Origin of the sequence: Gordonia tangerina, assembly GCF_021556435.1 — a bacterium.
Taxonomy (GTDB): Bacteria; Actinomycetota; Actinomycetes; order Mycobacteriales; family Mycobacteriaceae; genus Gordonia; species Gordonia tangerina.
In genome coordinates, this window is record NZ_JAKGCU010000011.1 from 105,339 (window position 1) to 127,640 (window position 22,302).

At 67.6% G+C, this 22,302-nt stretch carries 19 protein-coding genes and 1 pseudogene; 8 read left to right on the top strand and 12 right to left on the bottom strand.

Annotated elements, in window-relative coordinates; all coding sequences use genetic code 11:
- Window positions 1-126: 126 nt before the first annotated feature.
- From L1892_RS13580 to L1892_RS13600, 5 genes are all read left to right on the top strand, one after another.
- Window positions 127-1,383 carry a cytochrome P450 gene (locus L1892_RS13580; RefSeq protein ID WP_235724131.1) on the top strand — a complete coding sequence of 419 codons (1,257 nt, stop codon included), beginning with the start codon at window positions 127-129 and terminating at the stop codon, window positions 1,381-1,383.
- On the top strand, window positions 1,380-1,970 hold the full coding sequence (locus tag L1892_RS13585; protein ID WP_235724132.1) for a TetR/AcrR family transcriptional regulator: 591 nt from the start codon (window positions 1,380-1,382) through the stop codon (window positions 1,968-1,970). Before L1892_RS13580 ends, L1892_RS13585 begins: the two co-directional genes overlap by 4 nt.
- A 96-nt stretch (window positions 1,971-2,066) precedes the next feature.
- Window positions 2,067-3,020 carry a metal ABC transporter solute-binding protein, Zn/Mn family gene (locus L1892_RS13590; RefSeq protein WP_235724133.1) on the top strand — a complete coding sequence of 318 codons (954 nt, stop codon included), beginning with the start codon at window positions 2,067-2,069 and terminating at the stop codon, window positions 3,018-3,020.
- 4 nt (window positions 3,021-3,024) lie between these two features.
- On the top strand, window positions 3,025-3,912 hold the full coding sequence (locus L1892_RS13595) for a metal ABC transporter ATP-binding protein (RefSeq protein ID WP_235724134.1): 888 nt from the start codon (window positions 3,025-3,027) through the stop codon (window positions 3,910-3,912).
- On the top strand, window positions 3,909-4,784 hold the full coding sequence (locus L1892_RS13600; protein WP_235724135.1) for a metal ABC transporter permease: 876 nt from the start codon (window positions 3,909-3,911) through the stop codon (window positions 4,782-4,784). Before L1892_RS13595 ends, L1892_RS13600 begins: the two co-directional genes overlap by 4 nt.
- 155 nt (window positions 4,785-4,939) lie before the next feature.
- On the opposite strand, the gene L1892_RS13605 is transcribed toward L1892_RS13600, so the two are convergent.
- A complete protein-coding gene (locus tag L1892_RS13605; RefSeq protein WP_235724136.1) occupies window positions 4,940-5,425 on the bottom strand; it encodes a DUF2599 domain-containing protein in 486 nt (161 codons plus the stop codon).
- 68 nt (window positions 5,426-5,493) lie between these two features.
- Here L1892_RS13605 and L1892_RS13610 point away from each other — a divergent pair, with 68 nt between their 5' ends.
- Window positions 5,494-6,615 carry a glycoside hydrolase 5 family protein gene (locus L1892_RS13610; protein WP_235724137.1) on the top strand — a complete coding sequence of 374 codons (1,122 nt, stop codon included), beginning with the start codon at window positions 5,494-5,496 and terminating at the stop codon, window positions 6,613-6,615.
- On the opposite strand, the gene L1892_RS13615 is transcribed toward L1892_RS13610, so the two are convergent.
- From L1892_RS13615 to L1892_RS13630, 4 genes are read right to left on the bottom strand one after another with little or no spacing between them, the layout of a single operon-like run.
- The gene (locus L1892_RS13615) at window positions 6,608-8,290 is read right to left on the bottom strand and encodes a glycosyltransferase family protein (protein WP_235724138.1); all 1,683 of its coding nucleotides are present in this window, start codon (window positions 8,288-8,290) and stop codon (window positions 6,608-6,610) included. The genes L1892_RS13610 and L1892_RS13615 overlap by 8 nt on opposite strands.
- The gene (locus L1892_RS13620; RefSeq protein WP_235724139.1) at window positions 8,287-9,798 is read right to left on the bottom strand and encodes a glycosyltransferase; all 1,512 of its coding nucleotides are present in this window, start codon (window positions 9,796-9,798) and stop codon (window positions 8,287-8,289) included. The genes L1892_RS13615 and L1892_RS13620 overlap by 4 nt, the downstream gene beginning before the upstream one ends.
- Window positions 9,795-11,318 carry a hypothetical protein gene (locus L1892_RS13625; protein ID WP_235724140.1) on the bottom strand — a complete coding sequence of 508 codons (1,524 nt, stop codon included), beginning with the start codon at window positions 11,316-11,318 and terminating at the stop codon, window positions 9,795-9,797. Before L1892_RS13625 ends, L1892_RS13620 begins: the two co-directional genes overlap by 4 nt.
- Entirely contained in the window at window positions 11,315-13,276 is a 1,962-nt protein-coding gene (locus tag L1892_RS13630; protein WP_235724141.1) for a hypothetical protein, read from the bottom strand. Before L1892_RS13630 ends, L1892_RS13625 begins: the two co-directional genes overlap by 4 nt.
- Before the next feature lie 234 nt (window positions 13,277-13,510).
- On the opposite strand from L1892_RS13630, the gene L1892_RS13635 reads away from it, so the two are divergent.
- Window positions 13,511-14,317, top strand: a complete 807-nt coding sequence (locus L1892_RS13635) for an alpha/beta fold hydrolase (protein WP_287016881.1) — start codon at window positions 13,511-13,513, stop codon at window positions 14,315-14,317.
- A gap of 12 nt (window positions 14,318-14,329) precedes the next feature.
- On the opposite strand, the gene L1892_RS13640 is transcribed toward L1892_RS13635, so the two are convergent.
- The 7 genes and pseudogenes from L1892_RS13640 to L1892_RS13670 form a co-directional block, all read right to left on the bottom strand.
- The gene (locus L1892_RS13640) at window positions 14,330-15,880 is read right to left on the bottom strand and encodes a carboxylesterase/lipase family protein (protein ID WP_235724143.1); all 1,551 of its coding nucleotides are present in this window, start codon (window positions 15,878-15,880) and stop codon (window positions 14,330-14,332) included.
- Window positions 15,881-16,003: 123 nt separating this feature from the next.
- Complete coding sequence (locus L1892_RS13645) at window positions 16,004-16,756, bottom strand: 5-oxoprolinase subunit PxpA (RefSeq protein ID WP_235724144.1); 753 nt, start codon at window positions 16,754-16,756, stop codon at window positions 16,004-16,006.
- A gap of 168 nt (window positions 16,757-16,924) precedes the next feature.
- Window positions 16,925-17,878 carry a 23S rRNA (guanosine(2251)-2'-O)-methyltransferase RlmB gene (rlmB, locus tag L1892_RS13650; protein WP_235724145.1) on the bottom strand — a complete coding sequence of 318 codons (954 nt, stop codon included), beginning with the start codon at window positions 17,876-17,878 and terminating at the stop codon, window positions 16,925-16,927.
- Window position 17,879: 1 nt separating this feature from the next.
- The gene (gene cysS / locus L1892_RS13655; RefSeq protein WP_235724146.1) at window positions 17,880-19,274 is read right to left on the bottom strand and encodes a cysteine--tRNA ligase; all 1,395 of its coding nucleotides are present in this window, start codon (window positions 19,272-19,274) and stop codon (window positions 17,880-17,882) included.
- 54 nt (window positions 19,275-19,328) lie between these two features.
- Entirely contained in the window at window positions 19,329-19,787 is a 459-nt protein-coding gene (gene ispF, locus L1892_RS13660) for a 2-C-methyl-D-erythritol 2,4-cyclodiphosphate synthase (protein ID WP_235724147.1), read from the bottom strand.
- 239 nt (window positions 19,788-20,026) lie between these two features.
- Window positions 20,027-20,725, bottom strand: a pseudogene (gene ispD / locus L1892_RS13665) (2-C-methyl-D-erythritol 4-phosphate cytidylyltransferase); the annotation flags it as partial.
- 104 nt (window positions 20,726-20,829) lie between these two features.
- Window positions 20,830-21,318: a CarD family transcriptional regulator gene (locus L1892_RS13670; RefSeq protein WP_160900148.1), complete on the bottom strand. Its 489-nt coding sequence runs from the start codon at window positions 21,316-21,318 to the stop codon at window positions 20,830-20,832.
- A 306-nt stretch (window positions 21,319-21,624) separates the two neighbouring features.
- Between L1892_RS13670 and L1892_RS13675 the strand changes: the two genes are divergently transcribed.
- Window positions 21,625-22,281, top strand: coding sequence for a copper chaperone PCu(A)C domain-containing protein (locus tag L1892_RS13675; RefSeq protein WP_235724148.1), 657 nt, complete (start codon window positions 21,625-21,627; stop codon window positions 22,279-22,281).
- Window positions 22,282-22,302: the final 21 nt, after the last annotated feature.

Here is a 22,302-nt window from a genome sequence, read left to right on the forward strand (position 1 = left end):
CCGTGCAAATTGCCGAATCGGCCACCTCGCGTTGTGCGATCAGACAATGACCGGCGAATCAGCGACCTCCCGAGGAGCCAGCTCACGCCGGTTGACACTTTAGACGGAGTGTCTCACCATCGACGCATGAAGAAGGAAGTGTCGGATCGCATCGTGTTCTCGCTGCGTTCTGGACCGACATGGGCCGACCCGTATCCGATGTATGCCGCGCTGCGCGAGCATGCGCCCGTCCATCGCGTCGAACACCCCGACGACCCGGCCGCCGACTATTGGGTGCTGACCCGCCACGCCGACGTGCTCGCCGCCGCCGACGACACCACGACCTTCTCGTCGGCGCAGGGGTTGACCGTCACCTACGGCGAACTCGATGCCATCGGGATGGCCGACCATCCGCCGATGGTGATGCAGGACCCGCCCGCGCACACCGCATTCCGCAAACTGGTGGCGCGCGGATTCACCCCGCGGCAGGTGACCGAGGTGGAACCGGCGGTGCGCGAGTTCGTCGTCGAACGACTCGAGGCGCTGCGCACCGACGACGGCCCCGCCGACATCGTCGGCGAGCTGTTCAAACCGCTGCCGAGCATGGTCGTCGCGCATTATCTCGGGGTGCCCGAACAGGACCGGGACCGCTTCGACGGCTGGACGCAGGCCATCGTCGGCGCGACCTCGGAGGTCGGCGGGATGGCCGCGGCGGCGGAGTCGGCCGGGGCGGCGACGATGGAGATGGCGGCGTACTTCACCGAGCTCGTGGAGTTCCGCAAGCAGCACCCGGCCGACGACACGGTGTCGCAGTTGGTGCGCGCCGGTCTCGCCGACGATCCCGCACACGGGCTGGTGTCGATCCTGGCGTTCACCTTCACCATGGTCGCCGGCGGCAACGACACGACGACCGGCATGCTCGGCGGCAGTGTCGCCCTACTCGAACGCCATCGCGACCAGCGCCGACGTCTCGTCGACGACCCGGACCTGATTGGCGGCGCCGTCGACGAACTGTTGCGCCTCACCTCGCCGGTTCAAGGGCTGGCCCGCACCACCACCCGCGCGGTCACCTACCCCGACACCCCGGACGGCCCGATCACCATCCCGGCGGGCCGCAAGGTGCTGCTCTGTTACGGGTCGGCCAACCGCGATCGGCTGGCGTTCGGCGGCGACGCCGACATATTGGACGTCACGCGCCAACCTCGGCGGATCCTGACGTTCAGCCACGGCAACCATCACTGCCTCGGCGCCGCAGCCGCTCGCATGCAGGCCCGGGTGGCGCTGACCGAACTGCTGGCCCGATTCCCGAACTTCACCGTCGACCTCGACGGTATCGACTGGGCCGAGGGCAACTACGTGCGCCGACCCACCTACGTGCCGTTCACCTGCGGGATCGACCGATGAGCGAGAACACGGCTACGCGGGCGGCCTGGTTGGCGCCCGAACGCGCCGAGCTGGCCGCGGGTCGCATCCTCGACGTCGCCGAGCAGTTGTTCGTCGAGCAGGGCGTGTCGGCGGTGACGATGCGCGGATTGGCTTCCGCGGTCGGCTGCTCGCGGGCGACCCTGTACCGCTACTACCCGGGTAAATCCGAGGTGCTCGCCGCCTATGTCGACCGCGCAGCCACCGGCCTCGGCACCGCCGTCGCCGAGGCCGTCCACGATGCGCCGGACCCGGCGACGCGGCTGGTGAACGCCGTGCTGACGGCGGTGCGCGGGGTGCGGGACAACCCGGCGCTGTCGGCGTGGTTCGTCCCCGACAGCGCAGGCCGGTCGACGTCGCTGGCGCTGGTCTCCCCCGCGATCGAACACATCACCACCGAATTCCTCGCCGAGATCGCGCCGCACACCGCCGAATCCGACTTGCACGAGCGTGCCCGCTGGCTGGTACGGGTGATCGTCTCGTTGCTGACCAGTCCCGCCGAATCGGCCGAGGCCGAAGCGGCGCTGCTACACAGGTTCGTGGTGCCGGTGGTGTTGACGCCCGGGTGACCACTCCCGCCGAGCACGCCACCCGATTTCAGCGGTGCCGAATCGTCGCCTACACTTCTTTCGGTAACGATTGTCATTTGCGTGAGGCGGAGAACGATGAGGCGAACCCTGGCCACTGCGGCCGCATTGCTCGGCGCCGGCACCCTGGTGCTGGCCGGATGCTCGAGCGGCGACGACGCATCGTCAGACGGCAGGCCAATCGTCGTGACCTCGACGAACGTCTGGGGGTCGGTCGCCTCGGCGGTCGCCGGCGACAAGGCGACGGTGACCACCCTGTACACCAACAACGAGGGTGACCCGCACGAGTTCGAACCGTCGGCCGCCGACACCGCCACCGTCGCCGACGCCGACCTCGTGGTGCTCAACGGCGGACACTACGACCAGTACATGGAAGATGCCGTCGCCGGTGGCGACGTGCCCACCGTGAACGCCTTCGAACTGCTCACCGGCGAGGAACACGCGGCCGAAGAATCCGGTGAGTCCCACGAGGACCATTCCCACGACGAGTCGTCGCTCAACGAGCACGTCTTCTACGATCTCGCCGTCGTCGGCGAGGTGGCAACCCAGGTGGGCGATCAGCTCGCCGAGCTCGACCCGGCCAACGCCGACGAGTTCCGCTCGAACGCCGAGCAGTTCACCACCGAGATCGACGGCTTGCGTGATCAACTCGCGACCATCAAGGCAGATCACGACGGCACCGAGGTCGCCCAGACCGAACCGCTGGCCGGCTATCTCCTCGCCGAGGCCGGCCTCACCGACTCGGCGCCCGCAGGTTTCACCCAGGCCGTCGAGGAGGGCCAGTCACCGTCGGCCGCCGACCGCGCCGCGATGGAAGATCTGCTGACCTCGGGCTCCGCGCATGCGCTGATCTACAACACACAGGCGGTGGATTCGGTGACCGAGGCCGTGCTGGCGGTGGCGCAGCGTTCCGATGTGCCGGTCGTGGAGTTCACCGAGACGCTGCCCGACGGCACCACCGACTACATCGCGTGGCAGTCCGCTCAGATCGAGGACTTGAGCAACGCGCTCGGATCGCATGACGCACACTGACCGCATGGCCCCACCGCATCATCGGCAAGCGCAGACCGCGGAATCGGACCCGCACGCGCCGGTCGCCACCTTCGACGCGGCGCGGCTGGCGTTCGGCTCCCGGGTGCTATGGGACGACCTGGACCTGACGATCTCGCCCGGCGAGTTCGTCGCGGTGCTGGGCCCGAACGGATCGGGCAAGACGTCGTTCCTGCGGTGTCTGCTGGGCCAGTACCAGCTCGACGCCGGGCGACTCGAGGTGACCGATGCGATCGGCTACATCCCGCAGCAGCACGCCGACGACTCGGACCCGATGGCGATGCGCGGCCGCGACCTGGTGGGATTCGGGGTCGACGGCGCGCGTTGGGGTGTCGGGCTGCGTGGGCGGGCGCGGCGACGTCGACTCGTCGACGCCGCACTGGCCGAGGTCGGCGCCACCGCGTACGCCGACGCCCCGATGGGCCTGCTCTCCGGCGGAGAGCAGCAACGCCTGCGGGTCGCCCAGAGCCTGACGTCGAACCCGACGCTGCTGCTGTGCGACGAGCCGTTGTCGAGCCTGGACCCCACCAATCAACAGCGGGTGGTGGAGCTCATCGACGAACGGCGGCGCTCGGCGAACACCGCGATCGTGTTCGTCACGCACGAGATCAACCCGATTCTGCCTTATGTCGACCGGGTCCTGTACCTGGTGGGCGGCCGGTTCCGCATCGGCACCCCCGACGAGGTGATGACCACCGCGACGCTGTCGAACCTGTACGGCAGCGACGTCGAGGTGTTGCGGGTCAACGGCCGGTTGGTGGTGATCGGTGGTGAGGACGGCCATCACTGCGAGGAGACCGCCGATCCGGCCACCTTCGCCGCAGCCGCCGACGCGTCGGCCTTGGTCGACGGAGAGCGAGACCCGCGCACATGACCGTCGCACAACCGTTGGCGGCCGCGGAGATCGACTTCAGCAAGTTCTGGGATTTCAGCGCCACCGCCGACCTACTCAGTCGTGACTTCGTCCAACAGTCACTGCTGGCCATCGCGCTGTTGGGCCTGCTCGGCGGCATCCTCGGCCCACTGATCGTGGCCCGACAGATGTCGTTTGCCGTGCACGGGGTCAGCGAGCTGTCGGTGACCGGCGCCGCGGCCGCGTTGTTGTTGGGTATCAGCGTCAACATCGGCGGAGTGATCGGCGCGGTCATCGCGGCCGGTGTCTTCGGGTTCCTCGGCAACCGTGCGCGCGAACGGGATTCGGTGATCGGCGTGGTGATGGCGTTCGGTCTCGGGCTCGCCGTGCTGTTCCTGGCGCTCTACGGCAGCGCGCGAACCGGTTTCGCCATGCTCACCGGACAGGTGGTCAGCGTGGGCACCGGCGGGTTGACCGCCATCGCCATCACCACCGTCGTGGTGCTCGTCGGGATGGCGATCATCTACCGGCCGTTGCTGTTCGCTTCGCTCGACCCGAGGCTGGCGGCCGCCTCCGGCGTGCCGATCCGCACGTTGTCGGTGGTGTTCGCGGTATTGATGGGTCTGGCATGTGCGCAGGGGGTGCAGATCATCGGCGCGTTGCTGGTGATGTCGCTGATGATCACCCCGGCCGCCGCGGCCGCACGCTTGACCGCCAATCCGACGACCGTACTGATCGTGTCGGTGATCTTCGCCGAACTGGCCGCGGTCGGCGGACTCATCCTGTCGCTGGCCCCCGGGCTACCGGTGTCGGTGTTCGTCACGACGATCTCGTTCGTCATCTACGTGGTGTGCCGCTGGCTCGGCCACCGGCGGCAGTTCGTCACGAGGTAGAGCTCACTCGCCTGCCCAGTCAACGGGAAACGGCGCCCAGTCAACGGGAAACGGCGCCCAGTCGATGAGAAACGGCGCCCAGTCAACGGGGACGGGACCCAGTCAACGGGGACGGGACCCAGTCAACGGGGATGGGACCATCACGACCGCGAGGGCTACTCCTCGGCGAAGCCCGGATTGCATCGCGTCTGGATCATCACGTCGTCGGTGACCACCGGTCGCTGCGGTTCGATGTTCCAACTCGGTTTGTCCGGCTCGACGAGACGCGCGAAATCCCAGTGGCAGTCGAACTGCGCCCGCATACCCGGGGTGTCGGCGTCGGGCGCCATTCGCAGTACCTCCGCCCAGGCGATGTCGTCACCGGTCGGGTTCTCGGTGCGGCGGCCGGCCGGGGTCGGCACGATCTGCAGGCTCGGGCCGACCGCGGTGTCGACCCACGTCACGCGGTCGACGTAAGGCGGCGGCAGGGTCGGGGTGCTGGTGGTCGTCGGTGTACTCGCTGCGGCCACACTCGATGTGGTCGTGGTGGTCACCGGCGCCGGGGTGGCGTTGTCGGCTCCTGCGCAGCCACTCACCGTGACACCGAGTAGTACGGCCGCCAGGAGCGCGGCACCCGCGCCGACGATGTTGTCAGCCTGCATACCCCGCAGGCTAGTCGAGCCGGTGCTGGCAGCCACCTGTCGCGCCCGGCGACGGGTAGCCTGCGAAGGTGAGACGTCCACGATCGGCCGCACTGGTGTGCCTGCTCGTTGTGGTGGCTCTCGGCCTCACCGCCTGCTCCATCGGTGATCGTCGCCCGCTGACGAGCCCGATCGTCACCGAGGACTTCAGCACCCGGGTCACCGTCACCGACACCGGACTGCGGCTCGACAACCAGCCCTGGTGGCCCACCGGGTTCAACGCCTACCAACTCGGCACCGACTGGTCTATCAACGAGGGTTGTGGCGCCGAGGTCGATCTCGACGCCTATTTCGCGAAGCTGCCCGCACATGCGCTCACCCGGTTCAATCTGTTCTCGATGTTCGTCGTCGACAAGAACAGTGGGCTGATCGACTTCGGTCCGCTCGACGCCGTCTTCGATGCGGCCACCCGCCACCGGCAGATGGTGTTGCCCGTCCTCGCCGGCGGCACCGGCCAGTGCGAGGACGACCAGTTCAAGCAGCGATCGTGGTACGACGCCGGCTGGCGGACCCAGAAATCTTTGGGCGGCATGACCTTTGCCGATTGGGTTCGCGCCGCCGTGACTCGCTGGAAGGATCGGCCCACCATCGCCGGCTGGGAACTCGTGGGCGAACCCGAAGCAAGTGTGTGCGGCGCCCAGGGCTGCGACTGGCAGGTCCGCGAATGTCCGCCCGGCGGCGATGAGATCTTGCGCTCGTTCTTCGACGACGCGGGCGGACTGCTGCGCTCACTCGATCCGAACCGGCCGATCTTCGCCGGGTTCGTCGGCGGCGATCAGTGCGGGCTCGAGGGCTCGGACTATCTGCAGGTGGCTGGGTCCGAGCGGCTCGATGTGCTCGACTTCCACGACTACGGCGGCAATCTCACCGACTACGGGCCGTCCGGCAGTGACCTGCCCACCCGCATCCGACAGGCCAGCGAGGCCGGTAAACCGATCATGGTCAACGAGATCGGCGTGAACGCCGGGTCCTGCCTCGACCCTGCCGAACGTGCACGCGGGTTGCGCACCAAGATCGGCCAACAGCGCGACGCCGGCACTGCGGGCGCGTTGCTGTGGGCGTTCGTCCCGGATCCCCGAACGCGCGAGTGCACCTACGACATCGGGCCGAGCGACCCGGCGTGGCAGGTCATCGCCGACACCGTCAGCTGACTCCGTTGCTAGTCAACGTGCCGGAACCGGTCACCCGATAGATCCGCCAGTCGGGCAGATCCGCGCCGACGTTGCGGGCCTCCAGGACCAGCACCCCCACCTGCGCACCGTTCTCGTAGAGCGTCGGGAAGCGGACGTTGAGGGCGTCGGATTCCCCTCGTCCACTTCGCGGTACCGACAGCATGTATCGCACCCCGTGCGCGGCCGGATCGTTGACGATCTCGGTGAAATCCTGATCCGACGGGATGACGAACTGCTTCGGCTTCTGCGACTGGGCGACGACCGCGAAGCCGTACACGGTGTCACACAGCACGCTGCCGTCGGGCAGGTCCAAGTCATCGAGGTACTGCGCGATGGACCGTTCGGTCTGAAACGACCGGATCACCCGCTGTCCGTCAAGGACTTCCTGGTTCACCGAATCCTCGTGGGCGCCCAGCGAATAGACCGCGAACTCCTGCGGCGCATATGTCGGCGACCCCATACCCACCGCGGTGCTCGGTACCGCGATCGCCATTGTGATGACCGCGCACATCCCCAACGCCAGGTAGCCGGCGCCGCGCCGCACCACGATCCGCGGCGCGCTCGCATGGGCGCCCGGACGCCGGGTGGGGTTCGCGCGGCGGGCGGGAACTGAGAGCAGCGCCACCACCGCCGCCAACGGGACGACCGTCAGGTAGAAACGCAGGAACGCAAACGTCGAGCCTTGCGAGTAGCTGTACACCTGGAAACCCAGGACCAGTCCGATGATGACCAACGGCACCAGCAACGGGTAGAACCGCTGACGCCGATATCGCACGATCGCGACCACCGCCAACAACAACGGGAACAGTGGTGCCAGGATCAGCAGTTCGGTCGTCGAGAACCGCAGCGCCTGCCACGGGGTGGACGACCCGCTGCCCCCGGATTGTTCGATGATGGCCGCGTTGCCATAGGCCGAGGACAACTGCGCGAACAGATCGCCAGTGATCAACCAACTCGTGAACGCCCAGCCGACGAAGGCGACGAATGCCGGCAACGCGACGATCGCGACATCGAGGATCACCCGCATCACCCGATCGGTCTTGTCGCTGCGACGGAAGGTCACCAGCGCGACCACCGCGCCCGCGCCCAGCGCGGCGGCGGCGCCGTCGTAGCGGGTGAGGTAGGCGAATCCCAAGGCGATCCCCGCGGCGACCAGATCGTGCACGTCGTCGGTGTCGATCCAGCGAATGAGACGTCGGCCGCACCACGTCAGGAAGAACAGATACGGGGCCTCACTCATCCCGTTCGCGGCGTACAGCACGATCATCGGATTGAGTGCGTAGCTCGCGGTGACCGCGATCGTGATCCACGGCGCCACCCCGCGGTCGCGTGCGATACCGGCGATCTGCACCACCGAGCCGGCCATGAACACCGACGACATCACCGCCGCCGACAGCGCCGAGGTGGTGATCGCCGGGAAGATCGGGGTCAGCGCCGTCAACGGCAACTGCACGATCACGGTGAGCGGGGTGAAGATGAAGCCGATCGCCGACAGGTGGGGGTCGCGGCTGAACAGCACACTCTGCGCCGACTGCACCCGCGACAGCGAGTCACCGAAATACCACCGCACATCGGCGGCCAACCACACCCCGATCACCAGGTAGAGCAGCCAGATCACCAGGAACAGGCCGATGGCCTGCCGACGGGCCGTCACGTCGCCTGCTCGGTGCTCGGGGCGGCGGGCTCGTCGGCCTTCTTGTCGTCGGCACCCGTCGACAATCCGTGGAAGGTCTTCTCCCAGTACGACGGGTTGAACAACATCTGCCACATGCCCTTGATTGCCGCGATACTCATCAGGACCCAATACGCGGGCACCATCAGACCCGACCACACCAGTGCGCTGCGCCCATCCTCCCGCAGCGCAACGAGATTCATGTAGATTGCCGCACCGTTACCGAAGATCAACGAGATGAGCGACAGGTAGTAGATCGGCCCCGGGAACAGGTCGGCGAACACCGGCGGCTGTCCCGCGATCCACACCACCATGATCAGCCAGAAGATCATGTTCATACACGCGATGACCGGGGTGCCGGCGATCAGCAGTGTGAATCGGTACCACGCCACCGGACCCAGGATGTGCCACAACGCGATCGGGCGGCGCATATGCACCAGCCACGTCTGCATGTAGCCCTTGTACCAACGCGACCGTTGCCGCACCCAGTTGATCGCGTCGACGTTGGCTTCTTCCAGCGTGATCGAGTCGAGAACCGCGGTGCGGTAACCGTTTCCAGAGATCCGGACGCCGAGGTCGGCATCCTCGGTCACGTTGAACGGGTCCCAGGCGCCGATGTCGTCGAGCACGTCACGCCGGAAGTGATTCGACGTGCCGCCCAACGGTATCGGTGCGCGACTGACCATCAGGCCGGGCAGGAGGTAGCCGAACCAGATGCCGTAGTCGGCGGTGAACCACTCGGTGAGGACATTGTCGCGCGGATTGTGGAAGTTCAGCGCGCACTGAACGCACACCACCCGGTCGTCCTCTTGCCGGAAAGCAGCCACCGCACGCCGCGGCTGCAGCGGGTCGGGCAGGTCTTCGGCGTCGAAGATGGTGACGATGTCGCCGGTGGCGAAGTGCAGACCGTAGTTACAGGCCTTCGGCTTGGTGCGCGGGTCCGCGGGCGGGACCAGCACCACGGTCACCAGGTCGTTGTCGCCCACATCGCGAGCCGCGGTGATCGTCGGCTCGTCGTCGGCCTCCAAGAGCAGCAGAACCTGCAGTTTCTCGTGGGGGTACACCAGCGATTCCATGGCCGCGATGAGGTCGCCGACCACCTCGGGTTCGCCGTAGGCGGGCACCAGCACGGTGTACCGCGGCAGTTCGTCGTCGGGGATTGCCCGTGCCTGCTCGTCGCTGATCCGGATGGCGCCGTTGACCAGTCCACGTCGGAAGATCACCAACCGATCCAGCAGCGACAGGACGTAGACGACGGTCGCGACGGAGATCAACCCGGCCGCGGTATGCACCGGGAACAGCACGAGCAGGACCACGACGACCACCAGCGCGCCGATGCCGCCGATCTTCTGGCCGCGACTGAACGGCACCGACGCCGACATCTGCGGATCGATGTCACGCAGCCGCTCGACGGCGTCGTAGAGCGCGGCCTCCCGGTAGTCGGCATCGTCGAGGAGTTCGGCCACGCTTCGGCCATCCCGCGGTGTCATGTCGTCGTCCCGATCGCGTCGACCTGCGCGTTGATGAGATCGGTGGCGCAGTCGATCAGCAGATCCCTGTCCTTGAACTGTGGTTCGAGGTCGGTGACCACCGAGTTGCCGCGGAACAGGACGGTGATGAACGTGTTGAGGTTGCGGACCACCGTCGGCTGCGGCGACGGGAACTGCGCGTCGGGTTCGTGATTGTCGACCGAGACGATGGTGACCCGCTGCGTGGTGGTGCCGTTGTTCCACTCCCACGTCATGCGGTTGAAGGTGAGATAGCTGGTGTCGTCGACCACGGTTTGCAGATGCCCCACCACCCCGTGCGGCAGCGGCACCTCCTGCGCTTCACTGAACCGGTCGCCGACGAGGTCGTAGACGAAGAAGATGGGGTACACCTCGAAGGTGATCGGTCGCGAGCTCTCGATGGTGTTCACCACGACCTTGCGGGGCCGGGCGAACTTGTCGAACTCGAGACTCCCCTTTGACTGATACAGATCCTGACCGGTCATCACCGCGCTGCGGCCGTACATCCGCGACACCCACTCGTACTGCCGGACCTGCCCGGCCACCCAACCGGACGGCACCAGCATCGGCGGGCGGGTGTCGAGGCCGTCGATCCGCGGATTGGGGATGTCGCCGAAGGTCGGGATCGGGATGAACGCCATCGCGATCGCCACCGCGGCGAGCAGCATCCCGGGCCGACCGACCTTCTTCACGGCGGGGCGATACTTCTCGCGCCCCAGCGGGCTCCACGCGACATGCGACACCCGGCGACGGTCCACGTACAGCACGGCGCAGGCTGCCAGCGCAGCCGCCACGGCGGGCACGGTCTGGTAGACCCACAGGCGGACATCCGGGAAGACCATGCGCACCACGAACAGCGCCATGGTGCCGGCGACCGCGGCAATCGAAGCCCCGACCAGTCCACGCCGCCAGGTGCGAGCGGAGGCCACCCAGGTCGCCGCCGCGGCGAAGGCGACCATCACGACGCCTGCGGCGACCGGACCGCCGCGCATCACCAGCACCTCCATCCGGTACGGCACCGGGAAGATCATCAACAGCAGGAACCACACCCAGCGGTAGCGGGCCACCGGTCGCAGTCCGAACACCAGAGCGCAACTGCCCAGCGCAAAAACCCACAGCGCCAACAGATCGACGTGACTCACCAGGTAGGCGTCGGTGTAACGCAAGTTGAGGAACTTGACGGTCATCGCGATGAACAGCAGCACCACACCGGCGATCACATCGGTCTGCCGGTCGTGGATCGGCCGTTCCTCGCCGCGGCGCCAAGACACACCGGTCGCGGCGATGAGCACCAGCACCATCACGGCCGGCAGATAGGTGATGATCGTCTGCGAGCCCATCTCGGTGACGACGGCACCGAGCGTGTTCCAGAACGCGATTACCGTCGCGGCCACCACCAGCGCCCACCGTAGACCCAGGATCCATGTCACGTCCTGCGAGATGCGCTCACGCAGACCCAATTGCGGTGCCGCCGGTGCGGGGACCGGCGCCGTGGTGGTCACGACGACTCCGGACGCCCGCGTCGTCTCCGGATGACCAGGGTGCCGAAGATCACCGCTCCGGCAAGCACCACAGCGGCGAGCAACGCGACGCCGATGACCCACGGTCCGATCTGTTCGGAATCGGTGTCCGGCGCATTGACCTCGTCGGATGCGACGGACACCGGATCCTGACCGCTGACCTGCAGCACGGCATCTCCATCGAGCGCCGGCCACCGGTCATCGGTGGACAGCCATTGCAGAAGCGCGTCGAGATCACGTTCGTCGTCGGTGGACGTCGCCACCAGCAGGCTGCGCCCGCCCTGCCGGGTCACCTCCAACGCCCCGAACTCGATCCCGGGATTCAGCGTCACGGTCGACGCCTGCCCCGACTCCCCTGCCGACGTGACGGTGAGGGTACGTCCGTCCGAGGTCAACGGCAGGGTCATCTCCGGCAGCCCCTCGCCGTCGGCGGAAATCAGGATGGCCGGTTGGCCCGACGACGCCGCGGTGTCCATCGAGACCACATCGATACCCAGCGGCACCGCCGACATCGACTGGAGTCCGGCGACGATCGCGACGGCACGGCCCACGTCGGCCGCGTCACCGTTGGTCCACGCGAGCTGGGTGCGCGGCATCAGCGCCTGCGGCAGCGAGCCGAAACCTGCGGGCTGCGGCGGGTCGGCCTCCTCGGAAGTGATCTCACCGGCCGACGACATACTGAGCGTGTTCCGGTAACCGCTGCCACAGGTCTCGCCCAGATTGCCCCGCTCCAGCGTCAGCGACACCTCGGTGTAGCGCCGCAACACGTCATCGGGGATGTCGACCCAGGTGTTATAGGTGCCCGAGCCGTCGGTCGGGATGGTCGTGATCACCCGGTCACCGACCCGGACGGCGATGGCCCCGTTGCCGGAGTTGGACGGTCCAGGGCTGTACGAACCGATCAACTGCACTCGTACCCCGGTGGCCGACCAGCCCAGTCGGGTCTGGTCGATGCCGAAGGTGACCCGCGGCCAAGCCGCGGACGTGATCGACTGATCGGGCACGCCGAGGTCGCTCAGCGTCTGCACCGACGCCGGCAGTTGGGGCGCGTTGTGCAGCGCGCCGGCGACCGCCGACGAGCTCAGCGCGATCGGCGCGAGGTTGGAGGTGAGGAACTGGGTCTGGGTGAGCAGATCCTCATCGGACCCGCCGATGACCAGGTAGGACGACCCCCGGGAGGTCTCGATCGCAAGTCCGGGGTCGGCGTCGCCGTTGATGACGATCTGCCGCTCGAGCGGTCCGGCCGCCGTCGGCGGCACCATCGAACCGCGCGACAACGGCACCGTCTCGATGCGGACCGGCGCGGGAGCGTACTGCGACACCACGGCCGACGCCAGATTGACCGCCGCCGCCCCCTCCGCCTCGCGGACATCGTCGGGAACATAGATGGTGAGCCCGCGCAGGGTCGGCGGCAGGAACCCGGCGACGGTCTGCGGAATGGCCTCACGCCCGGTGTAGACCACCTCCGTGTTGGTCAGTCGCAACGCGTTCTCGGGGTCGAACTGGCAGAACCCCTCGACGCGCAGGTAGGCGCGCAGCGTCAGGTCAACGGCATTCTGATCGACCCGAACACCGCGCAGCGACAGCGAGATCGGCGCACCCACACCGGCGGTGAGTGGGGTGCGCGAGATCAGTCGCTCCCCTTGCAGGACATCGATACTGCCGCCGGTAACGAAGGCCGGCACCTGGGTTTCGGCACGCAGAACCGACGGTGTGAGATCAGGTGTGACGGGCAGACTCAAGCTGATCTCACCCTGCTGACCCTCGAACGCGAGGGTCGTCGACGATCCGAGGTCACGCAGACTCATCGGTGGTGGCGGATCGCCGGGCGCCGCCGAGGCCGCACCCGCGAGGCCGACGGAAGCGGCGACCATGCCCAACATCGCGATGAGAACCGACATCGCCTGCACGCGACGGCCATACCCCTGGCGAACGTACATCGAACCCTTCCCTGCGCACGCCAAGGCCCCCACCCACTGCGTGCTCTCGACAGACCAAGCCCAACGAACTCCACCTGGAAAGGTATCCGAAACCGCGGTCACCGGCCGGACAACGACACGGACGGGATGCCGGGGTCCCGCGTCACGTCGGTTCCGCTGGGAGTCGGCTCCCGTTGCGCATTCGAGTCGCAACCGTTTCCCAACGGCTCCACGGATTCTGGAACGATGGCGGGAGTGTCGAGCGTGACCATCGGTGATCGGGTCGACGGCGGCGTCTACATAGACGTCGGCGGACGACGGATCTGGCATTTCTGTGGCGGCGACCCGTCCGGGCCGCCGGTGGTGTTGCTGCATGGCGCGTTCGGGTCGGCGTCCACCTGGGGCGCACAGTTCAGCGACTTCATCCGCGCCGGCTTGTCCATTTTCGCTCCCGAACGCAGCGGGCACGGGCATTCGCCCGACCATGACGGGCCGTTCACACTCGACGACATGGTCGCCGAGACGATCGGCTACCTCGAGCGGGCGGTGGGCGCGCCGGCGCACCTCGTCGGCTGGAGCGACGGGGCCGTGATCGCGCTGCTCGTCGCTCGCAGCCGGCCGGACCTGGTGAGCCGTGTGGTGGCGACATCGACTTACATCAACCAGACCGGCCACGATGCGGCCGAGTTCCTGGACCTGATCCGGTCCCGCCATCCGGCGACGGTGGAGTTCCTGCGCGACGGTTATGTCGCGGTGACCCCGGACGGGCCGGAGCACTTCGGCGTCGTTTACGACAAGACGTTCGCCATGCTGGAACACGAACCCGACTTCGACCTGTCAGTGCTTGCCGGGGTCGCTGCTTCAACGCTGGTGGTGGCGCCCGATCACGGCGTCGGCCTCCTCGACCACGTGCTGGACATGGTCCGGGCACTGCCCAAGGGCCGGCTGGCCGTGCTGCCGGGCACCCACATCCTGCCGGTCGAGGCACCGGAACTCTTCAATCCGCTGGTGGTGTCCTTCTTGGCCGCCGACCCACCCCACCATTGGGTGCCCTACCGCTGACCGAAGGGCACATCAGGCCGGTACATGCACCTTGCGCCAGGCCACACGGCGCGCCCCGTCCGGATCGGTTTCCACACGATCCGGGTTGTCGATGACCAGTACCTTACGCGTGGCCGGATCGTAGGTGGGCCAGCCCAGCCCGGGCACACCCGCCGTTGCGAATGCGCCCCACCGGGCCTGCACCGACCGGATCATCCGGCCCGTCGAGCGCCAGTCGCCCACCGCGAGACCGGCACCGATCGCCGACCGAAAGGCCCCGAACACCGCGAACAATTCGGTGGCGTGGGTGGCACCCATGCCGGTGGCCTTCAGCATCCGGCTGCGGAAGTCGTAGCGGTACACGTAGGTCGGGGCCACCGCGGCGTGACCCTCCGCGAAGGCCACCATCGGCGCCCAGAACACCGAATCCGCCGACAACCGGATCAGGTCGCTGTCGCCACCGTTGTACAGCGCGCTGATCTCTCTGCGCGACTGCTCGTCGTCGACACGCACCAAGGCCTTCTCGGCATCGGGCAGGACGTTCCAGAGTTTGCTGAACAACAGCCCCTCGTCGCGGTTGCTGCCGATGATCAGCGGCACCGGATGAGTTTTCCCGGCCGCGGCCATCTGCAGCGGCAGTGCGGGCAGGTACTCGCCGTCGATCACCGGCCCGAACGGGATCGGGTCTCCGAGGCCGGCCACCTGCGCGAACTTCATCAGTCGATCGCCTGCGCGCAGGATGTCGCGAGCGGAGGCGCGGGCGAGCACGTTCTGCACCTCGTCGGCAGAGATCGGCTCGACCCCGTCATCGAGCTGCGTGGCGCGACGATCCGGGTCACGCAGAATACGCACGAACTCGTCGGCGTAGGCGCGGGCGGCGTCGGCGCCGATGGTGAGGTCGGGCGCCGGGCTCTGTGAGATGGCCCGGGCGAACAGTCCCTTCGCCGCCGGTGCGCACATCAGCGAAAGCACCGCCGACGCTCCCGCACTCTCGCCGAAGACGGTGACGTTGTCGGGGTCACCACCGAAGGCGGCGATGTTGCGCTGAACCCATTGCAGAGCCGCGACCTGGTCTTTGAGGCCCAGATTCGAGTCGAACGGGCGCTCGTCGGTGCTGTAGGCGCTGAAATCGAGGTAACCGAACGGGCCGAAACGGTATTGCACCGTCACTACGATCACGTCCTCGGCACGCGCGAGCAATGAGCCCTCGTAGAGCGGGGTGGCCGCAGTACCCAGGATGTAGGCGCCGCCGTGGACGAAGACCATCACCGGCCGAGGCCGCGACGACGGCTTCTCCGGGGCGAACACGTTGAGCGTCAGGCAGTCCTCGCCCATCGGCTGGTAACGGCCGGGGCCGACCGCGGTGTACATCTTCTCCTGGATGGCCGCCTTGCCGAATCGGGTGCAATCGCGCACTCCCGGCCACGGATGCACCGGCTGGGGGTCGCGGAACCGCAGCCCGGCCACCGGCGGTGCCGCGAACGGGATGCCCTTCCAGCTGATGGTGCCGCGCCGGGTGCGCTTGCCCCGGACCCCCTCGACGATGCCATCGGCCGTGGTAACCCTACTATCGATCGCTGTCATATAGCCCAAGATAATGCAGCATGGTCCACCGTCGAGTGACCCCCGTCACGCCGGGTTCCGCGCCACCCGCCGACAGAACCCAGAATCTCGCCGACAGAACCTAATCTGGCACCAACAGAATCGTCAGCGGGCCGCCAAGCCGATCCCTGCGGCGGCCAGAGCGTTACGGACCGCCCGGGCATGCTCCACCGCCCCCGGGGTATCACCGTGCAGACATACCGACTCGGCCTCGATGCGCATCACCGTTCCATCGACGGCCCGAATCTCGTGATGTTCGACCATCGAGACCACCCGACGCGCGATCTCATCGGTGTCCGTGAGCACCGCACCCTGCTCCGATCGGGGCACAAGCGTGCCGTCCGGGCGGTAGCCGCGATCGGCGAACGCTTCCGCGATGACCCGGACACCTCTGCACTCTGCGCGGCGCAACGAAAGCGAACCGGGCAGCCCCATCAGCGGTAGGTCGACACCGAGTTCGACGATGGCGTCGATCACCGCATCCGCCTGATTTTCGTGTGCGACGATCGAGTTATACAGCGCACCATGCGGTTTCACGTACTCGACATCCGCCCCGACGGATCGTGCGATCGCCTGCAGCGCACCGATCTGATAGATGATGTCGGCGGTCAGTCGGGCCGGTTCGATGTCCATGAACCGCCGACCGAACCCTTCGCGGTCGGGATAGGAGACCTGCGCGCCGATGCGCACACCGGCCGCCGCGGCGGCCCGACAGGTCGCGAGCAGTTCGTGCGGATCGCCGGCATGAAATCCGCAGGCGACGTTCGCGCTGGTCACCACGCCGATCATGGCCTCGTCGTCGCCGACCCCCTCGCCGAGGTCGGCGTTCAGGTCGATGATGATCTCCGACCGCGTCATGAGCTCAGTCTAGTGACGACGCGCAACGCCGAAGCCTGACGGCAAGCCGGTGGCGTCGACCAGATCTCGGGTCCATCGACGACATCCAAGGTTCTGTCGGCGCGCGACCGGGATGCATCGGCGAGATTCTCGGTTCTCTCGGCGAGATTCGGGGTTCTGTGGGCGGAGTCAGGCCTGCCGACGCTGACGGGCGAATTCGGCGAGCACCACACCGGCGGCGACCGAGGCGTTGAGGCTCTCGACGTCACCGGCCATCGGGATGGACAGGATCGAGTCGCAGTTCTCCCGGACCAGCCGCGACAGCCCCTTGCCCTCGGAGCCGACCACGATGACCGTCGGCCCGGTGCCGTCGTACTCGTCGAGGGTGACATCACCCTCGGTGTCGAGTCCGACGAGCTGCGCCCCCGACGCGGCCCAATCCTTGAGTGTGCGAGTCAGGTTGGGCGCCTGCGCGACCGGCAGCCGAGCCGCGGCACCGGCACTGGTGCGCCACGCGACCGCGGTGACGCTGGCGCTGCGGCGCTGCGGGATCACCACGCCGTGGCCGCCGAATGCGGCCACCGAGCGGATCACCGCGCCGAGGTTGCGCGGATCGGTGATGTTGTCCAGCGCCACCAGCAACGGCGGTGTGCCGCTGTCGATGGCCTCGCGCATCAGATCGTCCGGGTGGGCGTAGCTGTATTCGGGCACCTGCAGCGCGACGCCCTGGTGCATGCCGTTGGATGCCATCCGGTCGAGTTCGGGCTTGCCGACCTCGAGGATGGTGATCGCATTGTCACCGGCGATCTTGACAGCCTCGGCCACCCGATCGTCCGGTTCGGAATTGGTCGCCAGATACAACGCGGTCGCGGGCACGCCGGCACGCAGACACTCCAGGACGGGATTGCGGCCCAACACGTACTCGGGCCCATCATCCTTGCGGTTGGCTCGCGGACGTCCCGTGGTGGATTTCGATGCGGCCTTGGCGCGCTTGTGCGCCGGGTGATACGGACGGTCGACGGCCTTCGGCGTTGCGCCCCGCCCCTCCAGGCCACGTCGACGCTGACCGCCGGAACCGACGGTCTGCCCCTTCTTGGTCCCCGACTTGCGTACGGCACCTTTACGTTTGGAGTTTCCGGCCATGTCAGGAGGTTCCCTTCAGCGACCATTGCGCCCCGTCGGGGGTGTCGGTGACCTCGATGCCCGCCTCGGCGAGTCTGTCACGGACGCCGTCGGCGGTCGCCCAGTCCTTGTCGGCGCGCGCCTGTGCACGCCGCTGCAGTTCGGCTCGAACCAGCACGTCGAGGGCGGTGGTCGCGGCCGATTCGTCGGTCTGTTCGTCGAGCCAGTGGGGGTCGAGCGGGTCCACCCCGAGGATGCCCATCATCGCCCGCACCGACGATGCGGCCGCCAATGCGCCTGCGCCGTCGCCTGATTCGAGCGCGGTGTTGCCCTGACGCACCACGTTGTGGACCACGGCGAGCGCAGCCGGGACACCCAGATCGTCGTCGAGCGCGGCACCGAATTCGGCCGGGACGTCGCCGGCCTCGACGGCACCGACGCGAGCGGACACCCGGTTGACGAACGACTCCACCCGCCGGTAACCCGCGGCCGCCTCGGTGAGCGCGCCCTCGGAGTACTCCAGCATCGACCGGTAATGTGCGCTGCCCAGGTAGTAGCGCAGTTCCACCGCGCGCACCCGTTCGAGCATCGCGGGAATCGCCACCACGTTGCCCAGCGACTTGCTCATCTTCTCGCCACCCATGGTCACCCAGCCGTTGTGCAGCCAGTAGCGGGCGAACGGATCGCCGGCGCCATGCGCCTGCGCGATCTCGTTCTCGTGGTGCGGGAAGATGAGATCCATTCCACCGCAGTGGATGTCGAATTCTGCGCCGAGAAGCGACGTGGCCATCGCCGAGCATTCCAGATGCCAACCGGGCCGGCCGTGTCCCCAGGGGGTGGGCCACGACGGCTCGTCGGGCTTGGCCGCCTTCCACAGGGTGAAGTCGCGCGGGTCGCGTTTGCCGGTGCCCGCACTCTCACCCTGGTGCACGTCGTCGAGTCGGTGACCCGACAACGCACCGTAGTCGGGCAGGCTCTGCACGTCGAAGTACACGTTGCCGTCGGCGGCGTAGGCGTGCCCGCGCTCGATCAGACGCTGCATGTACTCGACCATCTGGGTGACGAATCCGGTGGCGCGAGGCTCACCGGACGGCGGCAGCACGCCGAGAGCGTCGTAAGCGTTGTCGAAGGCGCGTTCATGTGTGGCGGCCCACTCCCACCACGGCCGGCCCGCGTCGTCGGCCTTGCGCAGGATCTTGTCGTCGATGTCGGTGACGTTGCGAACGAACAGCACGTCGAGGCCCTGGTGCTGCAGCCAGCGTCGGAGCACGTCGAAAGCGATGCCACTGCGCACGTGACCGATGTGCGGGATGCCCTGCACGGTGGCGCCACACAGGTACACCGAGGCGTGGCCGGGGTGCAGTGGAACGAAGTCACGCACCTCTCGGGTTGCGGTGTCATACAGGCGCAAGGTCACGACGTGCGAGTCTACCTGGTCAGATTCCCCGTTCGGGTCGCCCGGGCGATCGCGTCAGTCGAGCAGGGCGGTCGCAACCGCCGCCACGCCTTCGCCGCGACCTGTCATCCCCAGTCCGTCGGTGGTGGTCGCCGACACCGATACCGGTGCGCCAAGCGCCGCACCGAGCACCCGCTGCGCCTCGTCGCGACGGGGTCCGATCTTCGGCCGGTTACCGATCACCTGGACGGCGGCGTTGACCACGCTGAGCCCTTCGGCGTCGATGAGTGCCCGCACGTGTTCGAGCATCGCGACCCCGGACACCCCCGCCCATTCGGGCCGACCGGTACCGAACACTGAGCCCACGTCACCGATACCGGCGGCCGAGAGCACGGCGTCGCACAACGCGTGCGCGCCGACGTCACCGTCGGAATGGCCGGCGCATCCGGGTTCGTCGGGGAAATGCAGGCCGACCATCCAACACGGCGAGTCGGCATCGACCTGGTGGGCGTCGGTTCCGATGCCGACTCTCATGTGGAGCTCCGATCGTGGGTCGGGTGGTCTCGATACGGCTCCTCGCTGCGCTCGTCGCCTACTCGACCAGCGGAAGGATACGGGTCCCCGCCGCCGCCCACGGCACCAGCGGAAGGACACGGGTCCTCGCCGCCGCCCACGGCACCAGCGGAAGGACACGGGTCCTCGCCGCCGCCCACGGCACCAGCGGAGGGACTCGGCTCCTCGCTGCCGCCCACGTCACCGGCGGAGGGGTTCGGCTCCGCGACGACGTCGCGGGCGATGCGCAGATCCCACGGGGTGGTGATCTTGAGGGCCAACGGGTCACCGGCGACGACGTGCACCGGGATGCCGCAGCGTTCGGCCAGGCCGGCGTCATCGGTGGCGAGACCGAGGTCGTCTGCGTGCGCGCGTTGCAGCGCATCGCGGGTGAAGCCCTGGGGCGTCTGGACCGCACGCAGCACCTCGCGCTCCACAGTCGCAACCACGCGTTCGGCACCGTCCACCGGATGAGGGTCGATGCGTTTGAGGGTGTCGGCAACCGGCAGACCGGGCACCACTGCCGGATGGCCCGCGCGAACGGCCGCGACTACTCGTTCGAACACACCTGGCGGGGTGAGAGGACGTGCGGCGTCATGGACGAGCACGATGTCGGCGGTACGCACAGCAGCAATGCCGGCACGGACCGAATCGGATCGGTGTGCACCCCCGGCGACCACGACTGCCTCGGGCACGAGTCGCTGCGCAGTGTCGATCAACTCTGCCGGGACCACCACGACGACGGTGTCGGCAACGCCCGCATCGAGCACGCCGGCCACGCAGACCTCGAGGATCGTCCGGGCACCCAGTTCAACAAAGGCCTTGGGTACCGGCTCGCCAAGCCTGGTTCCGGACCCTGCGGCCGGGATGATGACGCCGACGCTCACGACGAGCCCTCGCCACACCGAGCGCGCAGCCATGGCTCGTCCGCCTCATTTTCGATCCTCCCCCGAATGCATTCGGAGAAGGAACGAAGATCAGGGGGACGAACCGCGGCAGCCGAGAAGTCAGCCACGTACGCGACTCAGGACGCCGCGGCCAGGACCTCGTCGAGGATGCTGGTGGCCTTGGCGTCGTCGGTGTTCTGCGCCAGCGACAGTTCGTCGACCAGCACCCGACGAGCGCGGGTCAGCATGCGCTTCTCGCCCGCGGACAGCCCACGATCCTGTTCGCGACGCCACAGGTCGCGGACGATCTCGGCGACCTTGATGATGTCGCCGGAGATCAGCTTCTCCTGATTCGCCTTGAAGCGGCGGGCCCAGTTGGTGGGCTCCTCCGTGTGCGGGGCGCGAAGCACCTGGAAGACCTGGTCGAGACCCTCTTCACCCACCACATCGCGCACACCGACGTATTCGAGCTTCGTCGAGGGGATCTGGACGGTCATGTCACCATCGGCGACTTTGAGAACAAGGTATTCGATCTGTTCACCCTTGATGGTCCGAGTCACGATGTCTTCGACTCGAGCAGCACCGTGATGGGGGTAGACAACGGTGTCGCCAACTTTGAAGTTCAATGTTCCATGCCCCTTTCGAGTACAGCCAGTCTAGCACGGGCGTCCGAGAGGGCACACCCAACGGTGCAGGTCAACGCCCTGAAGCGGCACCTACGCAGCCCTCTGGAGAGCGTACGGACCTGCATAAACCACGCCGTGATCGGCCCCACAAACCCGTCCTGGAAGCCTGTGCACAACCCGACGCGCCGGGGCCTCGGCCGACCAATCGGGCACCCGATCGGACTTTTGCGCCCGGCGCCCACTACGCTGCGTAGTGCAGGGTTCGCGCCGAGTGGCGTGTCGCCTTCGATGACCTGGGAGGAACGGGTGTCAGTGCTTCGCAAAACCGCTCGACGTACGACGACCGGGCGCGCCTTCGGTGGGCGCGCCGTGAAGGCCACGGCGGTAGCCGCTTTCGGCATCGCGCTCGCCCTCGGCACCACCGCCTGCGGCGCGGGTCAGATCTCGCAGACCGCCAACATGGAACCGGCCGTGAACGGCAACCTCGCCACCCTCGGCTCGCTGCAACTGCGCGACGTGCAGATCATGTACCCGACGGAGAAGTCCGACGAGGTGTTCGGCAACGGCGGACCCTTCGAGGTCTCCTTCGTCATCAGCAACATCGACCCGATCGAGAACGATCGTCTCCTCGGCATCGACGCCCCTGCGGGCGGCACCGTCAGCATCACCGGTGACAATCGCGACATCCCGGCCGGCCAGGCCCTGCGTGCCGGCGAGCCGGTGGGGTTGCTCGTGCCCGAAGACGTCGAGGCGACCGACGAACAGGAACGGCTCACCGTGACGCTGTCCGGTGCCGGCGATTCCGTCGCCCCCGGACTGACCACGCCGCTCACCTTCCGCTTCGAGAACTCCGGCGAGGTCACTGTCGAGACCCCCGTCGATGCCGGCACCTACATGGTTCGCCAAGACAAGATCCGGCAAGCCGAGCCGCCGGCCGATCAGCACGCCGGCGAAGAGCACTGAGCTCGGAGTCCCAGACACAGA